This window comes from Chryseobacterium tagetis (genome assembly GCF_016735585.2).
Classification (GTDB): Bacteria; Bacteroidota; Bacteroidia; order Flavobacteriales; family Weeksellaceae; genus Chryseobacterium; species Chryseobacterium tagetis.
On record NZ_JAERSE020000002.1, the window covers coordinates 298,584 to 317,759 of the forward strand.

Genomic DNA, 19,176 nt, shown 5'->3' on the forward strand with positions numbered 1-19,176 from the left:
AATCTCCTCTTAAATGAATAAAATTTTATTATCTTTCTTATCGATAATCTTATTTTGTATTTCCGGAAAACTCCTCTCTCAGACGTATCAACTGGCAGGAAACCCGGTAAATACTACTGGTTGGACATTAGTCTCCCCCGCTGTTGTAAATACAGATTTTGTACAGCTTACTCCTGACACCAATAACCAGTCAGGTTCTATACGACTAAACGACCCTATCAACTTAAAATATTGTGACAAATGGAGGGTAGAATTCGACTTCAGAATGGATTCGAATCAAACTTATAATGGAGATGGTATTGCGTTTTGGTATTTGGCAAATCCACCAATAGCAAGTGTATTAGGTTCCGGAATTGGAGTTTCTCAAAATGCCGTAGGTTTCATTGTAGGTTTTGACACTTTTAACAATTCTACGGGAAGCTCAGGAATGAGTAAAGTACATGTTGCTTACGGATTGGTACAAAATACAACAGATACCAATAATGTAGAATTTTTCAATACTCCCGGAAGTTCTTTTCACTCAGCAGATCTTAACTCAACTCAACCGTTCCAGGGAACAACCTATAAACACGTAGAAGTTAGCAGCCAAGTAGATCCTGCGAATCCTGCAAACTGGATTGTGAAAATTCTGCTTGACGGAGTCGTAATCTGTAATCAATCTTTCGCTCCGGCTGGTGCAGCCGCTGCAATGACAGTAGGATATTTTGGGTTTTCTGCTTCTACAGGAGGCGCAAGATCCAGACATTCTATTAAAAATGTAAAAGTCTACATGGATAAAGTGGCTTTGAACAAAACTACCGTTACCGATACGTTTTGCCCTAACCCAACCACAGGTTTTGCAACAACCAATCTAACATCTTATAACAGCCAGTTTGTAACAACACCTAGTAACTATACTTTTACTTATATAGCTAACGGAACAACAGTTACCAACCCGACTAACTTTCAATTCAATGCCAATACGACGGTCAATGTAATTGTAAAAGATAATTCAGCCATTCTCTGTGATAATCCGGATGGAAAGATACAGCTTAATTTATCTCCATTTACAGCAAACAATGTCACATTAAGTGAATGTAACAACAATAATGCAACTACAGCTACATTCAACTTAAATAATGCACCTGTAACCGCTGTAGCCGGTGTCGTAAAAAAATATTACAGAACGTTAGCTGACTTAACGGCAAATGTAAACGAAATCACAACTCCCAACGCATACGTTTCTGTTCCTGGGAAAGTATATGTAAAAGTTACAACTCCGCAAGGATGTACAGGAAATGCGGAAATTACATTAAGCTTCCTTCCTTTACCGGTTTCTACGGATGCTTCATTGCAATCTTGTTTCATTGAAGAAAACCCTACTACCGCTTCATTTAATTTAGGAAGTGCAAATGTTTCAACCGAAGCTGGAATAACAAAAAAATATTATGTTACTCTAAATGATGCTTTAGACAATACGAATGCAATTGTAAATTCAAATGCGTATGTATCTGGAAACGGAGAGGTTTATGTAAGAATAACAGGTGTGAATTCTTGTTACATTATTAAGAAAATACGATTAAACGTAATAGCGCCAGTAACTTCTTCAGTGCTTAAAGATAAGACCATTTGTATTGATGATAAGACAACATTAGATGCAGGATCTGGATTTGCAAGCTACGAATGGAGTACTGGAGAAACCACTCAATCTATTCAGAATGTACCTGTAGGAATCTACTGGGTAAAACTGAAAACAGGAAACTGTATCACTAAACAAATTGTAAAGGTGAATGCCGCTGCAGATCCTGTAATTACAAGCTTAGACATTACCAATAATACAATTACGGTAAATGTATCCGGAGGACTTGCTCCGTATCAATACTCTTTAGATGGTATCAAATGGCAGGATTCAAATATTTTTACAGGACTTCCAAGAGGAGAAAATAAAATTTTTGTAAAAGATGTTTACAATTGTGAGCCTATTCAGATACAGGTAACGGTTCCGAATCTGATCAATGCGATCACTCCAAACGGAGATAACATCAATGATTTCATAGACTACAGTGCATTAGCGTATAAGAAAAATCTGAATTTTGTAGTATATGACAGATATGGCAACAAAAAATTTGAGGCAGATAAAACAAGAAACTATAAATGGGACGGAACTTCAGGTGGCAAAAAGATCACTACAGGAACGTACTGGTATACCATTTCTTGGAACGAAAATGATAAAAACAATACGCAAACGAAGTATAGCGGATGGGTATTGGTGAAAAATAGAGAATAAATGAATTAGGATTAGGGGGCGCTTCTATGCAGGTGCCCTCTTTTATTCTCGAAACAATTTAAAAATTCCCCAAAACAATATATAGTATTCAGGACATGAAAAAAATTCTACTTTTTGGCTTTTTAGCCTTCCTTTCAATAATCCCACTAAAAATATCTGCACAAACGTATCAGCTTTCAGGAAACCCTGTAAGCACAACAGGTTGGACAATGGTTGCTCCTACCGTAGTCAATACAGATTTCATCCAGCTTACCCCCGACCTTAATGACCAGTCGGGATCTATAAGACTGAATGAGCCTATCAACTTAAAATATTGTGACAAATGGAGAGTGGAATTTGACTTCAGAATGGATTCCCCTCAAAGTTACAATGGTGACGGTATCGCATTCTGGTATCTGGCTAATCCACCTATTGCAAGTGTATTAGGTTCCGGAATCGGGGTATCTCAAAATGCAGTTGGGTTTATTGTTGGTTTTGATACTTATAATAATACGACTACAGCTCAAATGAGTAAAATACATGTCGCATACGGACAAGTAGCCAATACAACAGACAGCAATAATGTCGAGTATTTCAATACTCCAGGAAGTTCATTCCATTCACCGGATCTTAACCCTACTCAAAACTTCAGAGGATCTACCTATAAACACGTTGAAGTAACAGGTCAGGTAGATCCAAATGCTCCCGCAAGCTGGATTGTAAAAATAACGCTGGACGGGGTGGTTATCTGTAACCAGTCTTTTGCTCCGGCAGGTGCTGCAGCGGCAATGACAGTGGGATATTTTGGATTTTCAGCTTCTACAGGAGGAGCAAGAGAAAGACATTCTATTAAAAATGTAAAAGTATATGTTGATAAAATTCCATTATTAGCAACTACAGTTACCAAGACTATCTGTCCAGATTCTACGGGTACTTCTACTATTGACTTAACCTCTTTGAATTCACAGTTTACAGCTACTCCGGCTAACTATACTTTTGCGTATTATATTACAGGAAGTGGAACTCCTATAGCAAATCCTACGCATTTCCAGTATAGTGCAACAACAAATATTTCTGTAGTGATAAAGGATCCTACATCGGTATTATGTGATAATAACGATGCGAAAGTCGTTTTAAACGTTGCACCAGTAGTAACCGTAAACAATGCTACACTAAGATCCTGTTTCCGTCCTGAAAATGTGGCAACCGGACTTTTCAATCTTACAACCGCACCAATCACCACTGTATCTGGTGTTACTAAAAAATATTACCCTTCATTGACTGATGCTCAAAACGGAACAAACGAAATTTTAAATCCGGATCAGTATATCGCACCAAACGGCGTAGTATATGTAACAGTAACGAATATCTATGAATGTTCTGAAATCGCTAAGATCACTTTAGAAGTATTCCCTCCTACTTACTCGACTGTATTAAAAGATAAGATCATTTGTTTCGAAGATAAAACAACATTAGATGCCGGAGCAAACTTTGACGGATATAAATGGAGCACAGGTGCTACAACACAATCTATATCTGACGTTACAGTTGGTACATACTGGGTTCAATTAAAAACAGGGGAATGCTGGACTACGCAAACCGTAAAAGTATACCCTTCTGAACAGCCTGTAGTTTCAAGCATTGAGATTGCTACCAATACTGTTACGGTATATGTGAATGGAGGAACTGCTCCCTATAAATACTCTATGGATAATATCAGCTGGCAGGATTCCAATGTTTTCAACAACGTTCCTAGAGGTGACAATACGGTATATGTAAAAGATGCCTACGATTGCGAACCCGTAGTAATAGGTGTTGTTGTTCCTAATCTGATCAATGTAATTACACCAAATGGAGACGGAGTAAACGATGTGATTGATTATTCAGCATTAGCTGGCAAACAAAATCTTGTCTTCAGTGTATTTGACAGATATGGAGCAAAAATTCACCAAGGTGACAAATCCAACAATTACAAATGGAACGGAACAACCCTTGGAAGAAGAGTTCCAACAGGAAGCTACTGGTACTCTGTAACATGGAATGAAAATGACAAAAAAAGTACTCCTTTCAAATATTCAGGATGGATACTTGTGAAAAATAGAGAATAATAACCATTCACTATATTATTAAATAAGGATTATTTCAGATAGAAGTAATCCTTATTTTTTGCCTTTTAAAATCCGTTTTCTCGCCTTCAATTATTAAATTTGTAAGATGAATTATTTAGAGGCTTTAAGCAGAAGATATTCTGTGAAAAAATTTAACTCCGAAATTATCCCTCAAGAAACATTACATAATATTCTTGAGTCGGGAAAATTATCGGCAAGCTCTCTCGGTCTTCAGCCTTACGAAATCCTTGTAGTAGGAAGTGAGAATATGAAGCAAAAATTAATTCCGGCATTTTATAACCCATCTCAGATTTCCACGTGTTCTCATTTAATTGTGATTATTTCAAAAAAAATTGTGGATGACAATTATATCAACGGATATTTCAGACACATTTCCAAAGTAAGAGAAACACCGCTGAATACACTGGATCTTTTTAAAAACAGCATCAATCAACATATTAATCAAAAAACGCAAGATGAAATTTTCAATTGGGCAGAAAAACAGTCTTATATCGTATTGGCCAACTTAATGTATGCTGCAGCTATTGAAAATATAGACACCTGTCCTATGGAAGGTTTTCGCCAGGATCTCATAGAAGAAATTTTAGAAATCAATCCTGAAACCGAAAAAGTAACCGTCACCCTCGCATTGGGCTACCGTTCGGAAGAAGATCATTTCCAACACATGAAAAAAGTAAGAAAACCAAACGAAAAATTGTTTAAATTTATTTAATTATTTAGACGATTGTCTTAAACTAAGGATATGATAAAAGCGGATGTATTAATAATCGGTTCCGGAATCTCGGGACTTTCTTATGCCATAAAGGTTTCTGAGCAGTTTCCTGACACCAAAATAATCATCGTAACAAAATCTGACGAAGACGAAAGCAACACCAAATATGCACAAGGCGGTCTTGCAGTAGTTACGGATTCTAAAAACGATAATTTCGACAAACATATTGAAGACACGATGCGCGCCGGAGACGGAGAAAACAAACGCGATGTGGTAGAAATGGTTGTGAAAGAAGCACCGACAAGATTCAAAGAAATCGTAGAATGGGGCGCAAATTTCGATATGAAAAATGGCGAATTTGCATTAGGAAGAGAAGGCGGCCACACCGAAAACAGAATCGTTCATCATAAAGACATTACTGGTTTTGAAATCGAAAGAGCTTTATTGCAAACAGCAAAAAACAGCTCGAATATTGAAATTCTCGATCATCATTACGTAATCGATATCATTACTCAGCACCACGTTCCCGGAAAAGAACTCAACGAAGGCGACATTCATTGCTACGGGGCTTATATTTTAGATGAAAAATCTAAACAAATAAAAAAAATCACTTCAAAAATAACATTGGTTGCCACAGGAGGAGCTGGTCATGTTTACAAAAACACTACCAATCCAACCATCGCAACAGGAGACGGAATCGCTTTTGTGGCAAGAGCAAAAGGAAAGGTTTCCAATATGCAGTACTATCAGTTTCATCCAACAGCTTTGTACAGCAAAATGGATGGAATGTTGTTCTTAATTTCCGAAGCCGTACGTGGAGATGGCGCAAAATTAAGAACAAAAAGAGGCGAAAAATTCATGCAAAAATACGATGAGCGTGAAGAATTAGCCTCAAGAGACATTGTTGCAAGAGCTATTGATGCCGAGATGAAAATCACCGGGGATGAATTTGTTGGCTTAGATTGCAAAGAAATGGATCATGAAAAATTCTTAGAACATTTCCCGAATATTTACAAAAAATGCAAAAGTGAAGGAATCGATCCTTTTACCCAACTCATTCCAGTTGTGCCGGCTTGCCATTACCTGATGGGCGGAATTGAGGTAGACAGAGACGGTCAATCTTCAATCAGAAACCTATTTGCAGTTGGAGAATGCACAAATTCCGGACTTCACGGAGCGAACAGACTCGCTTCAAATTCATTATTAGAAGGTTTGGTTTTTGGACATAATGCTGCAATGAAAACGGTTGATCTTTTAAAGGAGAATAATTTTAATTTTGATGATTTAAAAGCGGTTCCGGAATGGAATGAAGAAGGCATGAAAATCATGGATGAAATGGTAATCGTATCTTATCTGAGAAAACAATTACAGGAAATGATGAGCGATTTGGTAGGAATCGTAAGAAGCAACCGCCGTCTGAATATGGCCTTGCAAAAACATCAGGAAATCGCTGCTGCCGTGAACGAAATTTACCACTACTCTATTCTTTCACCACAGTTATCGGAATTAAGAAATCTAACCACTGTCGCTCACCTTATCATTATACAATCTATGGAGATGACAGAAAATAAAGGAGCATTTTATAACAAGGATTTAGTGTAAAGAAATTGTAAGGTAAGCGGCTCATGGAAATATTCAGCTTGAGAATATTGAAAATCATCGATCTCTTATATTTTTTAAGAATATCAATGATTGCTGTTATTTCTCTGATAATCCTGTTTCTTTTTTTCGGTTTTGAAAGCAGGAATCATTGGGGAGAAATTTTCGGAGGAGTCATTATCTTTGCCGCTATATTTTTTGAGAAAGACCTATTCAATCATTTCAAAAAAACTATTATTCTAAATGCAAAATATCCGCTTCCTTTAAATTTACTATGCAACATTATCCAATTAGGAAAGCCTTATTATTTTGGAAAAAATAAATTTGATCTGGATGAGATTATTAACGACAATAAACTGCCCTTAACTTTTTATTATATTACCAACCATCAATATCCAATCCTGGAATTTGACAGAGATAAATTCTTTTTTCATGGTCAGGCATATTATTTTGAAGATTTTAATTGGAAATACACTCTCTATCAACCTGATCCCAAAAGAGATGATGGTAAAGCTGTAATCGAATTTACGGCTACCAATCAGGAAAACATCCGGATAAAAAATAAAATAGAGTTCGAAAAAATAAAAGCTGAAGAAAATGAAGTAATTTTACTTTTTATAATTCATGATCTTCTATTCGGAACAAAAGCGTCATATTATTACTAAAATCAACCCTATGAAAAGACCAGCATACGTTACAGATAAAGTTTTAAAACAATTCATCAAGAATGCTTTAGAAGAAGACATTCAGGACGGAGACCACTCTACTCTTTCTACAATTCCTAAAGATCTAGAACAAAAAGCTAAGCTTTTGGTAAAACAGAACGGCATTCTTGCAGGAGTTGAATTGGCTGAAATTATTTTTAAAACTTTCGATAAAAACTTAAAAGTTGAAACTTTCGTAAAAGACGGTGATCCCGTAAAAGTTGGTGAAGTTGCTTTTATTGTAACGGGAAGCGCCCAATCTATCCTTTCTACGGAAAGACTGGTTCTGAACTGCATGCAGAGAATGAGCGGAATTGCCACCCTTACTCACGACTGGGATTCCCGATTAGTGGGAACAAAAACTAAACTTTTAGATACAAGAAAAACCACTCCCAATTTCAGAGTTTGCGAGAAATGGGCGGTTGCTATTGGCGGCGGAACGAACCACAGATATGGTCTTTACGATATGATCATGTTGAAAGATAATCACATTGATTATAATGGAAGCATTACGAATGCCGTAAAAATGGCTAAAGAATACATCAAAAAAAATAAAAAGAAATTAAAAATAGAAGTTGAAACCAGAAACCTTGAAGAAGTTCAGGAAGCGATCAACGCAAAAGTTGACAGAATTATGCTTGATAATATGGATGTCTCAACAATGAAACAGGCAGTACAACTTATCAACGGCTCATGCGAATCAGAAGCATCTGGTGGCATCACCCGTGAACAACTTAAAGAAATCGCTTCTACCGGAGTCACTTATATTTCAGTTGGTGCCCTTACCCACTCTGCTCACAATATGGATTTGAGTCTCAAAGCAGTGAAATAGCATTGAATTTTTAACAAAAAAAAAGTCACTTTTTTAATAATTAAACAATATGATTTTTTTCATATTATGCGTTGCATAAAATTCAAATATCTGTAAATCAATCAAATAACAATTTTCAAGATTGAGCAAAAATTAATAGTTAGTTAATAATAGTTAAAAAAAAAATACCGATTTTTGCATAAAATTTAAATCTAACTATTACTACGATTATGAAATTAATCAACAAATCGATGCTAACTGCGATAATTACATTATCTACAGCTAGTGTTTATTACGCTCAACAAACTCAAGACTCTGCTAAAACAAGGTCTAAAGATATTGAAGAGGTAATTTTAAGAGGTGTTACAGATATCGCTAAAGATAGAAAGACACCAGTTGCAGTATCTACAATTAAAGCTGCACAGATTCTTGAAAGACAAGGAAACCAAGAGCTTGTTGAATTACTGAACACAACTCCATCTGTATATGCCACAAAAGGTGGTGGTGGATTTGGAGATTCTCAGATCACGATGCGTGGATTTGAATCAAGAAACATTGCCGTAATGGTAAACGGGATGCCTGTAAATGATATGGAAGGCGGAACGGTTTATTTTTCAAACTGGACAGGTTTAGCTGATGTTACAAGCACAATGCAGGTACAAAGAGGACTTGGTTCTTCAAAATTAGCTATTGCTTCTGTTGGAGGTACAATGAACTTTTTAACAAAATCCGCTGACATGAAAAGAGGTGGAATTGTTAGATTAGGAGTTGGTAACAATGATTATTTTAAAACATCTTTTGCATACAATACAGGTAAATCTGATAAAGGATGGTCTTCTTCATTCTTAATGAGCAGACAAGCTGGTAGCACTTATATTGAAAATACAGATTATGAATCTTATGCTTATTATTTTGCATTAGGTTGGGAGCCAAACAAAAAGCATAATTTTCAATTTACAATAACTTCTGCCCCTCAATGGCACAACCAGAGAACATATTCTCCGACAATTCAAAACTACATCAATTATAATCCAGATCATGATGGATCTCCATACAGACAATATAACTCTGACTATGGATATTATACAGATGCAAGTGGAAATAAAGTAGCGTTAGCAAACAGAGCTAACTATTATTCTAAGCCAGTAATGATGTTTAACTGGGACTGGAATATTAACGACAAGTCAAAATTAAGTACAGTTGCATACATGTCTAATGGTAGAGGTGGTGGAACAGGAGAAATTGGTAGAGTTGGTGGAAAAGGAATCACTAGTTTCTATGATGCTCAAGGACACTTTGACTATGATGCTATTTTTGCAGCCAACGCTGCTGTCAATGTAAATACTGCAGCTGCGGGAAGTACTTTAGTTCGTAGATCTAGTATTAACTCTCACAACTGGTATGGTGTATTAGCAAACTTCCAGCACAAGATAAATGATAACTGGAACTTCTCGGTAGGTACAGATGACAGATACTATTATGGATACCACTATCAAGTTGTTTCAGATTTGTATGGAGCTTCTGGATATAAGGATAATACTAACAAAAATATTGCTGCTAATGTTGTTAGCAATACTTACGATTATCAAAAATTAACTTGGAATCCATTTGGAGGAAAAACGGCTCCAATTCAAGATCAAATTGGATATAGCAACGACGGTGAAGTTATTTGGTATAGTGGATTTGGTCAGGTTGAATATTCTAAAAATAATTTATCTGCATTCCTACAAGGATCAGTTTCTAACCAAGGATACCAAAGAATTGACAACTTCATCCAAGATGGTGTAACTAAGCAACAAGGGCAAGTTGTTAATACGAAAACAGGTTTTAAAAATTTATTTGGATATAACATTAAAGGAGGAGCTAACTACAACATCAATGAAAACCATAACGTTTTCGCAAATGTTGGATACTATAGCAAACAGCCATTCTTTAATTCTGTTTACCCAAGTAACTTCCAAGTAGTAAACCCTACATTGACGAATGAGAAAATTTTCTCTGCTGAAATCGGTTATGGTTTCAGATCTCCAAAACTTAGCGCTAACGTTAATATCTATAGAACTTCATGGGGAGACAGATGGTTAAGAAGAACAAATCAAACGTTTACTTTACCTGACAACTCAACAACTACAGGATATGCGGAAATCAGTGGCATTACTGAAATCCACCAAGGAGTTGAAGTAGATGCAGTTTACAAGCCTCTTAATTTCTTAGAAATTCAAGGGATGTTCTCTTGGGGAGATTACTACTATAAAGGGAATGCTACAGGAGCTGCGTTTGACGACAACAACAACCCGCTTACTTTAGCGGGAACTTCTACTTCTACTACTCTTTATTTAGATAAAGTAAAAGTTGGAGGAACAAGTAACAACAGTATTCCTCAAATGACAGCATCATTAGGAGCAACTGTAAAACCAGTAAAAGACCTTAGTATATTTAGTACTTGGAGATATGTAGGAAAACTTTATTCTTCAATTGATATTGCAACATTCTCTAACGAAGCTGCACAACAAAAAGGAGTAATGAAGTTGCCTGATTTCAACCTATTTGATGTTGGGGTATCTTATAAAATTAGATTAAGAGATAACAACCAGTACTTTACAATTGGAGCTAACGTTTATAACTTGTTCGATACTACTTATATTTCTGATGCGTCAACAAACGTATTTACGAAGACTAGTGATCAATTTACAACAGCAGCTCAGTATGAAGCTTACCAGGCTACATTATACAAAGGTATAGATCCTTCAAACCGCGTACTTTTCGGATTCGGAAGAACATGGGCAGCAAACCTATCATTCAACTTCTAAGATAATCTTAGATTTTAAAATACTAAATCCCAGCAATAAGCTGGGATTTTTGTTATATTTGTACTCGGAAAAAACAGAAAAAACAAAATATGGATTTTTACAACATTTTACTTAATGCCCACAAAGGATTTGGGTATTTGGAATTGCTTTTAGTAGCACTATTTGTTATTGCTCTTTTAGCAACTATGTTTGGGTTCAGCGGAAAAGTGAACAAATTTTTGAAGAAAACGACGCTTTTCACAATGATTTTCTTCCACGTTCAATTTTTATTGGGAATCATTATGCTGATCACTACTTTTACAAAAGGACTTAATATGGGAGAAGTAATGAAAAATACAGCCTTAAGATTCCAGTATGTAGAACATCCATTTTCAATGTTGATCGCGGCAGTTTTAATGACGATTGTCAACAAAAAAGTAAAATCTAATGATACGATTTCTTTAGGAGTTGTCATCATGGGATTGATCGCGGTAGGCTTATTTGCATTCGCGTTCCCTTGGACAAGAGTCTTTGGGGCATAAATATATTAACAAAAATTATTAATTAAATCAATGAAAGTAGCTGTAGTAGGTTCAACAGGAATGGTTGGACAAGTTATGCTTAAAGTTCTGGAAGAAAGAAACTTCCCTATCACCGAACTAATTCCGGTAGCATCCGAAAAATCTGTAGGTAAGAAGGTGAAGTATAAACAGGAGGAATTTACGATTGTAAGCATGAAAGACGCTATAGCTGCTAAACCGGAGATTGCAATCTTCTCTGCAGGCGGTGGTACTTCTCTTGAATTTGCTCCACTTTTCGCAGAAGCAGGAACAACAGTTATCGACAATTCTTCAGCATGGAGAATGGATCCCGATAAGAAGCTGGTCGTTCCCGAAATCAATGCAGATGTATTGACGAAAGAAGACAAAATCATTGCAAATCCGAACTGTTCTACCATTCAGTTGGTAATGGTTTTAGGACCTTTGAACAAAAAATATGATTTAAAAAGAGTAATCGTTTCAACGTACCAGTCTGTAACAGGAACAGGTAAAGCAGCTGTAGACCAATTAAATGGCGAAATCAGCGGAAACGATTCAGTTGCAAAAGTATATCCTTATCAGATTTTCAAAAATGCACTTCCACACTGTGACGTTTTTGCAGATGATGATTACACTAAAGAAGAAATTAAATTAATGAAAGAACCTAAGAAAATCTTAGGGGATGACACATTTAATTTAACGGCAACTGCAGTGAGAGTTCCTGTACAGGGAGGACACTCAGAAAGTGTAAACATCGAATTTGAAAATGAATTTGACCTCGATGAAGTAAGAAAAATCTTATCTGAAACCCCGGGAGTTGTGGTAATGGATAATGTAAAAAACAACGAATATCCGATGCCGCTGTACTCCGAAGGGAAAGACGAAGTTTTCGTCGGAAGAATAAGGCGAGATCTATCACAGCCAAAGACCCTGAATCTCTGGATTGTGGCAGACAATCTGCGAAAAGGAGCCGCTACCAATGCAGTACAAATCGCAGAATACCTTGTAGCAAACAACTTAGTTTAAACTAACAAACATAAAAAGAGTCTCAAAATTGAGATTCTTTTTTTTATCAAACCTATGAACGTTCAGAAGACTACAAATAAAGATAAAATAGGCTTTCAAAAACTCATCGCAGTTTTTGGCATTATTCTTTTTATTGGGAAAATCGTTGCTTGGAAACTCACTAAATCAGATGCTGTTTTTTCTGATGCAATGGAAAGCATTGTCAACATCATCAGTGCTTTTATGGGACTCTATTCTTTATACCTTGCCGCCAAACCAAAAGATGAAGACCATCCCTACGGACACGGAAAAGTAGAGTTCGTTACTTCAGGTATTGAAGGCGCCCTTATTGCCATTGCAGGAGTGATCATCATCTACGAAGGAATCAACAGTCTAATTGCAGGAAAGGTATTAAATAAACTGGATTGGGGAATATTCATCATTGCCGCAACAGCAATTATCAATTACCTATTAGGATATATTTCCATCAAAAAAGGAGAAAATGAAAATTCTCTGGTTCTTATCTCATCAGGAAAGCACTTACAATCCGATACCGTTACAACACTTGGAGTTGTGGTCAGTTTAATCGTGGTTTATTTTACAAAAATCTACTGGATAGACTCCGTAGTAGCACTTATTTTTGGAGCTTATATTATTTTTGTGGGATACAAGATTGTCCGAAAGTCTTTAAGTGGAATTATGGACGAACAGGACCCGGATTTACTTAACCAGATTATTGCTTTACTTGAAGAAAACAGAAGAATAGAATGGATAGACGTTCACAATATGAAAATCCAGCAATTCGGAGCCTCTCTTCATATTGATGCACACATTACACTTCCATGGTATTACAGCCTTCGTGAAGCCCATAGTGAAATGGAGAAGGTAATTATTCTTCTAGCTCAAAATACAAAACGAAGTGTAGAGTTTAATTTCCATATGGATGATTGCAGACCTGTCTCCTGCCCCGTTTGTCAAATTATGGATTGCCCAGTTCGTGAAAAAGATTTCGTAAAAAGAGTCGAATGGACGCCGGAAAATGTGCCCCGTGTTGAAAAACACACAGTTGAATAATCAGTTTTTCAGCAACATTTGCTTTCTGTAATAAAACAACGGAACGATCAACAGTAAAACCAAAGGCTGAATTACAAAACGTCTCATATAAAAAGAGAAAAGATAGCCGATTTCAAATTTATCATAAATACAATACAGATAAATCGGAAAAGTAATAGCAAAAATTATCGTAATTAAAATCGCTCCCTGAACTGTCCATTCCTTGTTTTTAAACAGACACTGAATAATTAAACAAGAGAATAAAAGATTCAGAATAAACCTGAAAAAATGCCCTAAGATTAATTTTCCCCACTCAAAAGAAGGAAAGTCTATATTTTTAACAGCTTCATGAAAATAATTGAGAAAAGGATCATAGAATAATTTGTCTTCAAGCATTCTTACGCTTACAAGACCAAAAATCCCTACTATAACCAAAAACCAACTAAGAATTTTCATTTTTTAAGGCAAAACATTTAATCCACACCAACCAAAGAAGAACCACTGTCCCATAAATAACTGCAGGAAATACATAATCGTGCGCCATTTTGCTGTAATTAGGATGATCAGTCACTACAATATTGAGTCCTGTGATCCTTAAAACATTCATTACATACAAAATAAGCAGTCCTACAATTACAAAAACAAAGGTTTTAGCCCCTTTATAGAATGCGAAAATAAAAGAAACAAACAAGATCATTACAGAAACAGCGTTGCAGCCTTCCACCATTCTTGTCACATAATTTCCTTTTACATGAAACCAGACCTGCTCTGCTTTCACATCATCATACAACATCGTAGGATAGCCCAAAACATTCTGAACAAGCCTTACCTGTTCAGCAATCATTCGTGAGAAAGGATCAAGCCCAGTCTCTTTAAAACTATTCAGATAGAACTGATAAGCGAATAGCAACACCAGATAAATGATGATGAAACGCAATAAAATGCTTAATACCGGTTTGAAATCCTTTAGCATATTGCAAAGATAAAAATTAGACTGTAATTTAGTATATTTGTTTCATATTATGATTTCTGAAAAAGCAAAACAATTTTTTGAAAATTATCTTGGCAAAAAATCTTCTGAATTCGTATCCTTGGCGCAAAGCGGCTCTTCAAGGGTAAATTTCTGGGCTCAATCTGATCACCAAAAGTACATTATCACTTACAACGAAAATATTCAGGAGAATGAAAGTTTTTTTTATTACTCCGAGATTTTTTCAGCTTTACATCTGAATACGCCAACTATTTTTACTATTTCTGAAAATAGAAAAATATACGTTCAGGAATTTTTAGGAGAAAATACACTTTCTGAAATAATAGCTGAAGAAGGCTTATCTGAACGTGTAAAATCTCTTGTACGGCAGACTTTAGAAAAGCTTTATCAATTACAAATTCAGACACAAAACAAAATAGATTACAGCAAAACGTTTGAATATGAAAAATATGATGAGTTACCAGTAACTCACGATTTATATTATTTTAAAAATTTTGTTGCAGATGTTCTTGAGCTTGAATATCATAAATCTACTCTTTTAAAAGAATTCAAGAAAATTGCTTCACTTATTGAAAGTCTGGAGCCAAAAGGAATCATGATAAGAGATTTCCAGGCAAGAAATATTATGGTAAATGATGCCGGTAATGTTTCATTTATTGATTATCAGTCTGCCATGCAGGGGCCTTTGATGTATGATGTGATTTCTTTTCTATTTCAGGCAAAAGCCAACTTTCCCGAAGATTTTAAAAGTGAAATGCTTGATTTTTATATTCATCTGTTTGAAAATGATGACACTCAAATTCAACTAAAAAGATCGGTACAGCCTATTCAGTTGATGAGATTTTTACAAGTTTTGGGAGCCTACGGTTTCAGAGGGCTTATTCAGAGAAAGCAACATTTCATTGCAAGCATTGAAAAAGGGATTGAAAACATCACCGGATTTGCTGAAAATTGGAATAATATTGCGGAGTATCCGGAACTAAAAAAAGTGATTGTACAATTGAGCTCTGAGAAAACCCAAGCTAAAATTAAAGAGATTTTAAAATAATTAATTAACCATTAAGGCATTAAGATTATTAAGCTTTTTATAGTGAAATTAAAAGTATGTATACAAAAAAATATGTGACACAATTATCATACGAAATTGCAGGATTTGCAATAAAAGTTCATAAAAATCTTGGGCCTGGTTTATTGGAAAGTATTTACGAAGAATGTTTAAAATTTGAATTAAAACGCAATGGTTATAGCATAAAACAGCAGATTTGTACCCCCATAATTTATGACACCCTATTACTAGAGACAAATCTTCGTGTTGATTTATTAGCTAATGACTTGGTTGTTGTAGAACTAAAAACAGTGAATGAATTGCTCCCTGTTCATCAAGCACAATTATTGACTTACATGAAAATTTTGGAAAAACCTCAAGGCTTATTAATCAACTTTTTCACAGAAAATATAACAAAATCTATGAAACCTCTTGTCAATGGATACTTTAATCTTTTACCAGAATAATTCTTAATAATCTTAATTCCTTAATGGTAAAAATTTTATTAAATATCAATTATACAATAAATATACAATACTATGTTACATATAGACATCCACAGTTTTTCATACAAAAAAGGAGGAATCCCAACAGATCATTCCGGAAATGGTGGCGGCTTTACTTTTGACTGCCGCGGAATTCTGAATCCAGGAAGAATCGAAGAGTATAAAAGCCAGACAGGAAACGACATCGGTGTTCAGGAATATCTTGAGACCAATACTGAAATGCCTAAGTTTTTAGAATTAGTAAAATCACTTGTTTCTATTAATATCGACAATTATATAGAGCGTGGTTTTGAAAACTTACAAATCAATTTCGGATGTACTGGAGGACAGCACAGATCCGTTTATTCGGCAATAAAGATCGCTCACTTTATTGAACAAAAATATGGTGAAAAAGTTGAGATCAGCCTTCACCACGACGAACAGCACCATCTTAATTCATAAATGATAACCGATAATTTATAAATGATTACTAAAACTATTTATATTTATCAATCATCATTCATCACCTATCAATTATAAATAATGAAAGCTCTCATTTTTGCAGCAGGAAAAGGAACAAGACTAAAACCATTCACCGATCATCATCCGAAAGCTTTGGCAAAGGTGAACGGAATTCCTCTTTTGGAAAGAAATATCAGGTATCTTAAAAGTTTTGGGATACAGGATTTTGTCATCAACATCCATCATTTTGGAAATCAGATCGTTGATTTTCTTAAAACGAATGATAATTTCGGCTGCAGTATTGAAATTTCTGATGAGTCTGAAGAATTATTAGAAACCGGAGGCGGATTAGTTTTTGCAAGAAGATTTTTAGATCACGGAGAAGACTTCCTGATCATGAATGCTGATATTTTAACCGATATAAATATTGATACATTGGTAAGCTATCATAAAAAGATAAAAGATTTTGCTACTTTAGCAGTTTCAGATCGAGACAGTTCCAGGAAACTGCTTTTTAATGATGATTTGGTATTAAGGGGATGGCTCAATGTACAAACCGGAGAACAAAGGCTCGCTGAATTTAATAAAGGGTTTAAAGCACTAGCTTTTAGTGGTGTTCATTGCATCAACCCAAGTATTTTTGATAAAATAAAAAGAACCGGCAAGTTTTCTGTGATGGAAGAATATTTGGATCTAATGCATACCGAGCATATACATGGTTTTGTGCATGACAGCATTTTGATAGATGTGGGAAGACCAGAATCCGTAATAGAAGCCGAGAAACATTTTAAATAGTCGCTATGGAAATGAATGAAAGAGACGAAAGTCTGGTAAATCCGGAATTTGATATAAACGAAACAAAGCTACATAATAGTTTAAAGCAAAAAAAATGGGATGAAATCATTACCAAAGACAGCTGGATGGTCTTTAAAGTAATGGCAGAATTTGTAGATGGTTACGAAAAACTGGCTAAAATAGGCCCTTGTGTTTCTATATTTGGTTCTGCAAGACTGAAGCCTGAAACCAAATATTATCAAATGGCGGTAGAGATCGCCGAAAAAATCACAAAAATAGGTTTCGGAATTATCACAGGAGGTGGCCCTGGAATTATGGAGGCAGGAAATAAAGGAGCTTTCAATGCAAATGGGAATTCTATCGGATTAAATATAGATCTTCCTTTTGAACAGCATTTCAATCCTTATATCAATAAATCTTACTCAATGAATTTCGATTACTTTTTTGTAAGAAAGGTAATGTTCGTTAAATATTCTCAGGGATTTGTTGTAATGCCAGGCGGATTTGGTACTTTGGATGAACTTACGGAAGCTTTAACTCTGATTCAAACAAAAAAAATTGGGAGATTCCCGATTGTATTGGTTGGTTCTGAATTTTGGGGCGGATTATTAGACTGGTTCAAAGCAACACTTTTGAAAGAAGGAATGATTTCTGAGGGTGATCTGGATCTTTACAGGGTGGTAGATACCGCTGATGAAGCGGTAGCGCATATTAAAGCTTTCTACGATAAGTATTCTGTGAACGTAAATTTTTAATTGGCATATTATTTGTGACTTATACAAAAAAAGGATGGTTATAAATCTATTAATTAAGATGAAAAAATTTTTATATATATCAGGAATTTTAACATTTTTTGTGTTAATGAGTTTTATGTATGTAGACTTTTTCTCTTCAATGACAAAAGTGGATTATATTGACGGAAGCAAGACATTGAAGTTTACCACAAAGATGAATACGAATCATATTTCAGATGCCATTAAAATAAATCCTAATACCGCAGGATTTGAGGCAGAAGTAAAAAGATATGTGAATAATAATTTTGATGTGTATGTCAATGGTGCTCCCAAAACAATAACTTTTACAGGAAGTCAGGTAAGTGGAGAAACTGTATGGGTGTATTTTGAGACCGGAGGAGTTTCAGATATCAATACCTTAAAAATAAAAAATACAATCCTTCTAAGCGCTTTTCCTAAGCAAATAAATCTTGTTACGATTGCTTATAAAGGAAAACAAAAAAACATGAATTTCCAAAGAGGAAAAGAAGTGAATGAAGTTGATTTTTAAACAAAAAATAGTGTAGTCTTTTCTAAATACTGAGATCTTGAAAAAACTACACTTTTATTTTATCTGTGCTTATTAAGTATTTCCTTTACTTCAAACTGAATATCGCTCTTATCGTACTGAAATGGTATCTTTTGCAGCGACCATCCTTCCCAATACAATCCATATTCACCAAAAATCCGATGTTTTTCGAGAGAATCTGTGACATCAAATCTATCCAGTATTAAAAATCCGTTCTTAACATTGGTTGAATCATAAGCGACCAAATATTTGTGCCCGGGAATAAAAGCACCATTCTGATGGCCATCTCTTCGGTCATCATTCCATACGAATATGTAATCATACCCTGATTTATAGAACTGTGAGGATATTTTTCCTACAGTATATTTAGTATGTTTTAATATCCCGATTTTCGGACCTCCTATATACAGGTATTTGAATGCAATAATAGATAACCCAAGAATTACAAAATAAGCCGATATCGTTCTGGAATCATTTCTCATATTTTATTTCAATCAAGATATAATTGTG

19 protein-coding genes are annotated in these 19,176 nt (G+C 35.2%); 16 read left to right on the forward strand and 3 right to left on the reverse strand.

Annotated elements, in window-relative coordinates:
- Nucleotides 1-13: 13 nt before the first annotated feature.
- The 10 genes from JI747_RS06700 to JI747_RS06745 all read left to right on the forward strand — a co-directional run bounded on the left by JI747_RS06700 (nt 14) and on the right by JI747_RS06745 (nt 13,607).
- Complete coding sequence (locus JI747_RS06700) at nt 14-2,266, forward strand: T9SS type B sorting domain-containing protein (protein ID WP_225687154.1); 2,253 nt, start codon at nt 14-16, stop codon at nt 2,264-2,266.
- Between the two features lie 95 nt (nt 2,267-2,361).
- The gene (locus JI747_RS06705; RefSeq protein ID WP_225687155.1) at nt 2,362-4,353 is read left to right on the forward strand and encodes a T9SS type B sorting domain-containing protein; all 1,992 of its coding nucleotides are present in this window, start codon (nt 2,362-2,364) and stop codon (nt 4,351-4,353) included.
- 106 nt (nt 4,354-4,459) lie between these two features.
- Nucleotides 4,460-5,086: an NAD(P)H-dependent oxidoreductase gene (locus JI747_RS06710; protein ID WP_225687156.1), complete on the forward strand. Its 627-nt coding sequence runs from the start codon at nt 4,460-4,462 to the stop codon at nt 5,084-5,086.
- 30 nt (nt 5,087-5,116) lie between these two features.
- Nucleotides 5,117-6,688: an L-aspartate oxidase gene (gene nadB, locus JI747_RS06715; RefSeq protein ID WP_225687157.1), complete on the forward strand. Its 1,572-nt coding sequence runs from the start codon at nt 5,117-5,119 to the stop codon at nt 6,686-6,688.
- Nucleotides 6,689-6,774: 86 nt separating this feature from the next.
- The gene (locus JI747_RS06720) at nt 6,775-7,350 is read left to right on the forward strand and encodes a hypothetical protein (protein WP_225687159.1); all 576 of its coding nucleotides are present in this window, start codon (nt 6,775-6,777) and stop codon (nt 7,348-7,350) included.
- A gap of 10 nt (nt 7,351-7,360) precedes the next feature.
- Nucleotides 7,361-8,221: a carboxylating nicotinate-nucleotide diphosphorylase gene (gene nadC / locus JI747_RS06725; RefSeq protein WP_225687161.1), complete on the forward strand. Its 861-nt coding sequence runs from the start codon at nt 7,361-7,363 to the stop codon at nt 8,219-8,221.
- A 209-nt stretch (nt 8,222-8,430) separates the two neighbouring features.
- Nucleotides 8,431-11,010 carry a TonB-dependent receptor gene (locus JI747_RS06730; RefSeq protein WP_225687163.1) on the forward strand — a complete coding sequence of 860 codons (2,580 nt, stop codon included), beginning with the start codon at nt 8,431-8,433 and terminating at the stop codon, nt 11,008-11,010.
- Nucleotides 11,011-11,099: 89 nt separating this feature from the next.
- The gene (locus JI747_RS06735) at nt 11,100-11,531 is read left to right on the forward strand and encodes a hypothetical protein (protein ID WP_225687165.1); all 432 of its coding nucleotides are present in this window, start codon (nt 11,100-11,102) and stop codon (nt 11,529-11,531) included.
- A 30-nt stretch (nt 11,532-11,561) separates the two neighbouring features.
- Entirely contained in the window at nt 11,562-12,554 is a 993-nt protein-coding gene (locus JI747_RS06740) for an aspartate-semialdehyde dehydrogenase (RefSeq protein ID WP_225687167.1), read from the forward strand.
- Between the two features lie 54 nt (nt 12,555-12,608).
- Nucleotides 12,609-13,607, forward strand: coding sequence for a cation diffusion facilitator family transporter (locus tag JI747_RS06745; protein ID WP_225687168.1), 999 nt, complete (start codon nt 12,609-12,611; stop codon nt 13,605-13,607).
- On the opposite strand, the gene JI747_RS06750 is transcribed toward JI747_RS06745, so the two are convergent.
- Together JI747_RS06750 and xrtF are read right to left on the reverse strand one after the other, a co-directional pair.
- The gene (locus tag JI747_RS06750) at nt 13,608-14,042 is read right to left on the reverse strand and encodes an exosortase F system-associated membrane protein (RefSeq protein ID WP_225687169.1); all 435 of its coding nucleotides are present in this window, start codon (nt 14,040-14,042) and stop codon (nt 13,608-13,610) included.
- Nucleotides 14,029-14,559: an exosortase family protein XrtF gene (gene xrtF / locus JI747_RS06755; RefSeq protein ID WP_225687170.1), complete on the reverse strand. Its 531-nt coding sequence runs from the start codon at nt 14,557-14,559 to the stop codon at nt 14,029-14,031. Before xrtF ends, JI747_RS06750 begins: the two co-directional genes overlap by 14 nt.
- Before the next feature lie 49 nt (nt 14,560-14,608).
- Between xrtF and JI747_RS06760 the strand changes: the two genes are divergently transcribed.
- The 6 genes from JI747_RS06760 (at nt 14,609) to JI747_RS06785 (ending at nt 18,648) form a co-directional block, all read left to right on the forward strand.
- Complete coding sequence (locus JI747_RS06760) at nt 14,609-15,625, forward strand: aminoglycoside phosphotransferase family protein (protein ID WP_225687171.1); 1,017 nt, start codon at nt 14,609-14,611, stop codon at nt 15,623-15,625.
- A gap of 56 nt (nt 15,626-15,681) precedes the next feature.
- Nucleotides 15,682-16,089: a GxxExxY protein gene (locus JI747_RS06765; RefSeq protein ID WP_225687172.1), complete on the forward strand. Its 408-nt coding sequence runs from the start codon at nt 15,682-15,684 to the stop codon at nt 16,087-16,089.
- Nucleotides 16,090-16,161: 72 nt separating this feature from the next.
- Nucleotides 16,162-16,569 (forward strand): RapZ C-terminal domain-containing protein, encoded by a 408-nt coding sequence (locus JI747_RS06770; protein WP_225687173.1) that lies wholly within the window; start codon nt 16,162-16,164, stop codon nt 16,567-16,569.
- Nucleotides 16,570-16,650: 81 nt separating this feature from the next.
- The gene (locus JI747_RS06775) at nt 16,651-17,364 is read left to right on the forward strand and encodes a nucleotidyltransferase family protein (protein ID WP_225687174.1); all 714 of its coding nucleotides are present in this window, start codon (nt 16,651-16,653) and stop codon (nt 17,362-17,364) included.
- Between the two features lie 5 nt (nt 17,365-17,369).
- Nucleotides 17,370-18,119 carry an LOG family protein gene (locus tag JI747_RS06780; protein WP_394371128.1) on the forward strand — a complete coding sequence of 250 codons (750 nt, stop codon included), beginning with the start codon at nt 17,370-17,372 and terminating at the stop codon, nt 18,117-18,119.
- A 58-nt stretch (nt 18,120-18,177) separates the two neighbouring features.
- Nucleotides 18,178-18,648: a DUF6702 family protein gene (locus JI747_RS06785; protein WP_225687176.1), complete on the forward strand. Its 471-nt coding sequence runs from the start codon at nt 18,178-18,180 to the stop codon at nt 18,646-18,648.
- Nucleotides 18,649-18,707: 59 nt separating this feature from the next.
- On the opposite strand, the gene JI747_RS06790 is transcribed toward JI747_RS06785, so the two are convergent.
- Complete coding sequence (locus JI747_RS06790; RefSeq protein ID WP_225687178.1) at nt 18,708-19,148, reverse strand: hypothetical protein; 441 nt, start codon at nt 19,146-19,148, stop codon at nt 18,708-18,710.
- Nucleotides 19,149-19,176 lie beyond the last annotated feature (28 nt).

Coding starts and splice junctions, on each gene's coding strand:
- JI747_RS06760 (WP_225687171.1), top strand. CDS start 14,609: ATGATTTCTGAAAAAGCAAAACAATTTTTTGAAAATTATCTTGGCAAA.
- JI747_RS06790 (WP_225687178.1), bottom strand. CDS start 19,148: ATGAGAAATGATTCCAGAACGATATCGGCTTATTTTGTAATTCTTGGG.
- xrtF (WP_225687170.1), bottom strand. CDS start 14,559: ATGCTAAAGGATTTCAAACCGGTATTAAGCATTTTATTGCGTTTCATC.
- JI747_RS06775 (WP_225687174.1), top strand. CDS start 16,651: ATGAAAGCTCTCATTTTTGCAGCAGGAAAAGGAACAAGACTAAAACCA.
- JI747_RS06710 (WP_225687156.1), top strand. CDS start 4,460: ATGAATTATTTAGAGGCTTTAAGCAGAAGATATTCTGTGAAAAAATTT.
- nadC (WP_225687161.1), top strand. CDS start 7,361: ATGAAAAGACCAGCATACGTTACAGATAAAGTTTTAAAACAATTCATC.
- JI747_RS06740 (WP_225687167.1), top strand. CDS start 11,562: ATGAAAGTAGCTGTAGTAGGTTCAACAGGAATGGTTGGACAAGTTATG.
- JI747_RS06770 (WP_225687173.1), top strand. CDS start 16,162: ATGTTACATATAGACATCCACAGTTTTTCATACAAAAAAGGAGGAATC.
- JI747_RS06705 (WP_225687155.1), top strand. CDS start 2,362: ATGAAAAAAATTCTACTTTTTGGCTTTTTAGCCTTCCTTTCAATAATC.
- JI747_RS06765 (WP_225687172.1), top strand. CDS start 15,682: ATGTATACAAAAAAATATGTGACACAATTATCATACGAAATTGCAGGA.
- nadB (WP_225687157.1), top strand. CDS start 5,117: ATGATAAAAGCGGATGTATTAATAATCGGTTCCGGAATCTCGGGACTT.
- JI747_RS06720 (WP_225687159.1), top strand. CDS start 6,775: ATGATTGCTGTTATTTCTCTGATAATCCTGTTTCTTTTTTTCGGTTTT.
- JI747_RS06700 (WP_225687154.1), top strand. CDS start 14: ATGAATAAAATTTTATTATCTTTCTTATCGATAATCTTATTTTGTATT.
- JI747_RS06730 (WP_225687163.1), top strand. CDS start 8,431: ATGAAATTAATCAACAAATCGATGCTAACTGCGATAATTACATTATCT.
- JI747_RS06735 (WP_225687165.1), top strand. CDS start 11,100: ATGGATTTTTACAACATTTTACTTAATGCCCACAAAGGATTTGGGTAT.
- JI747_RS06745 (WP_225687168.1), top strand. CDS start 12,609: ATGAACGTTCAGAAGACTACAAATAAAGATAAAATAGGCTTTCAAAAA.
- JI747_RS06780 (WP_394371128.1), top strand. CDS start 17,370: ATGGAAATGAATGAAAGAGACGAAAGTCTGGTAAATCCGGAATTTGAT.
- JI747_RS06750 (WP_225687169.1), bottom strand. CDS start 14,042: ATGAAAATTCTTAGTTGGTTTTTGGTTATAGTAGGGATTTTTGGTCTT.
- JI747_RS06785 (WP_225687176.1), top strand. CDS start 18,178: ATGAAAAAATTTTTATATATATCAGGAATTTTAACATTTTTTGTGTTA.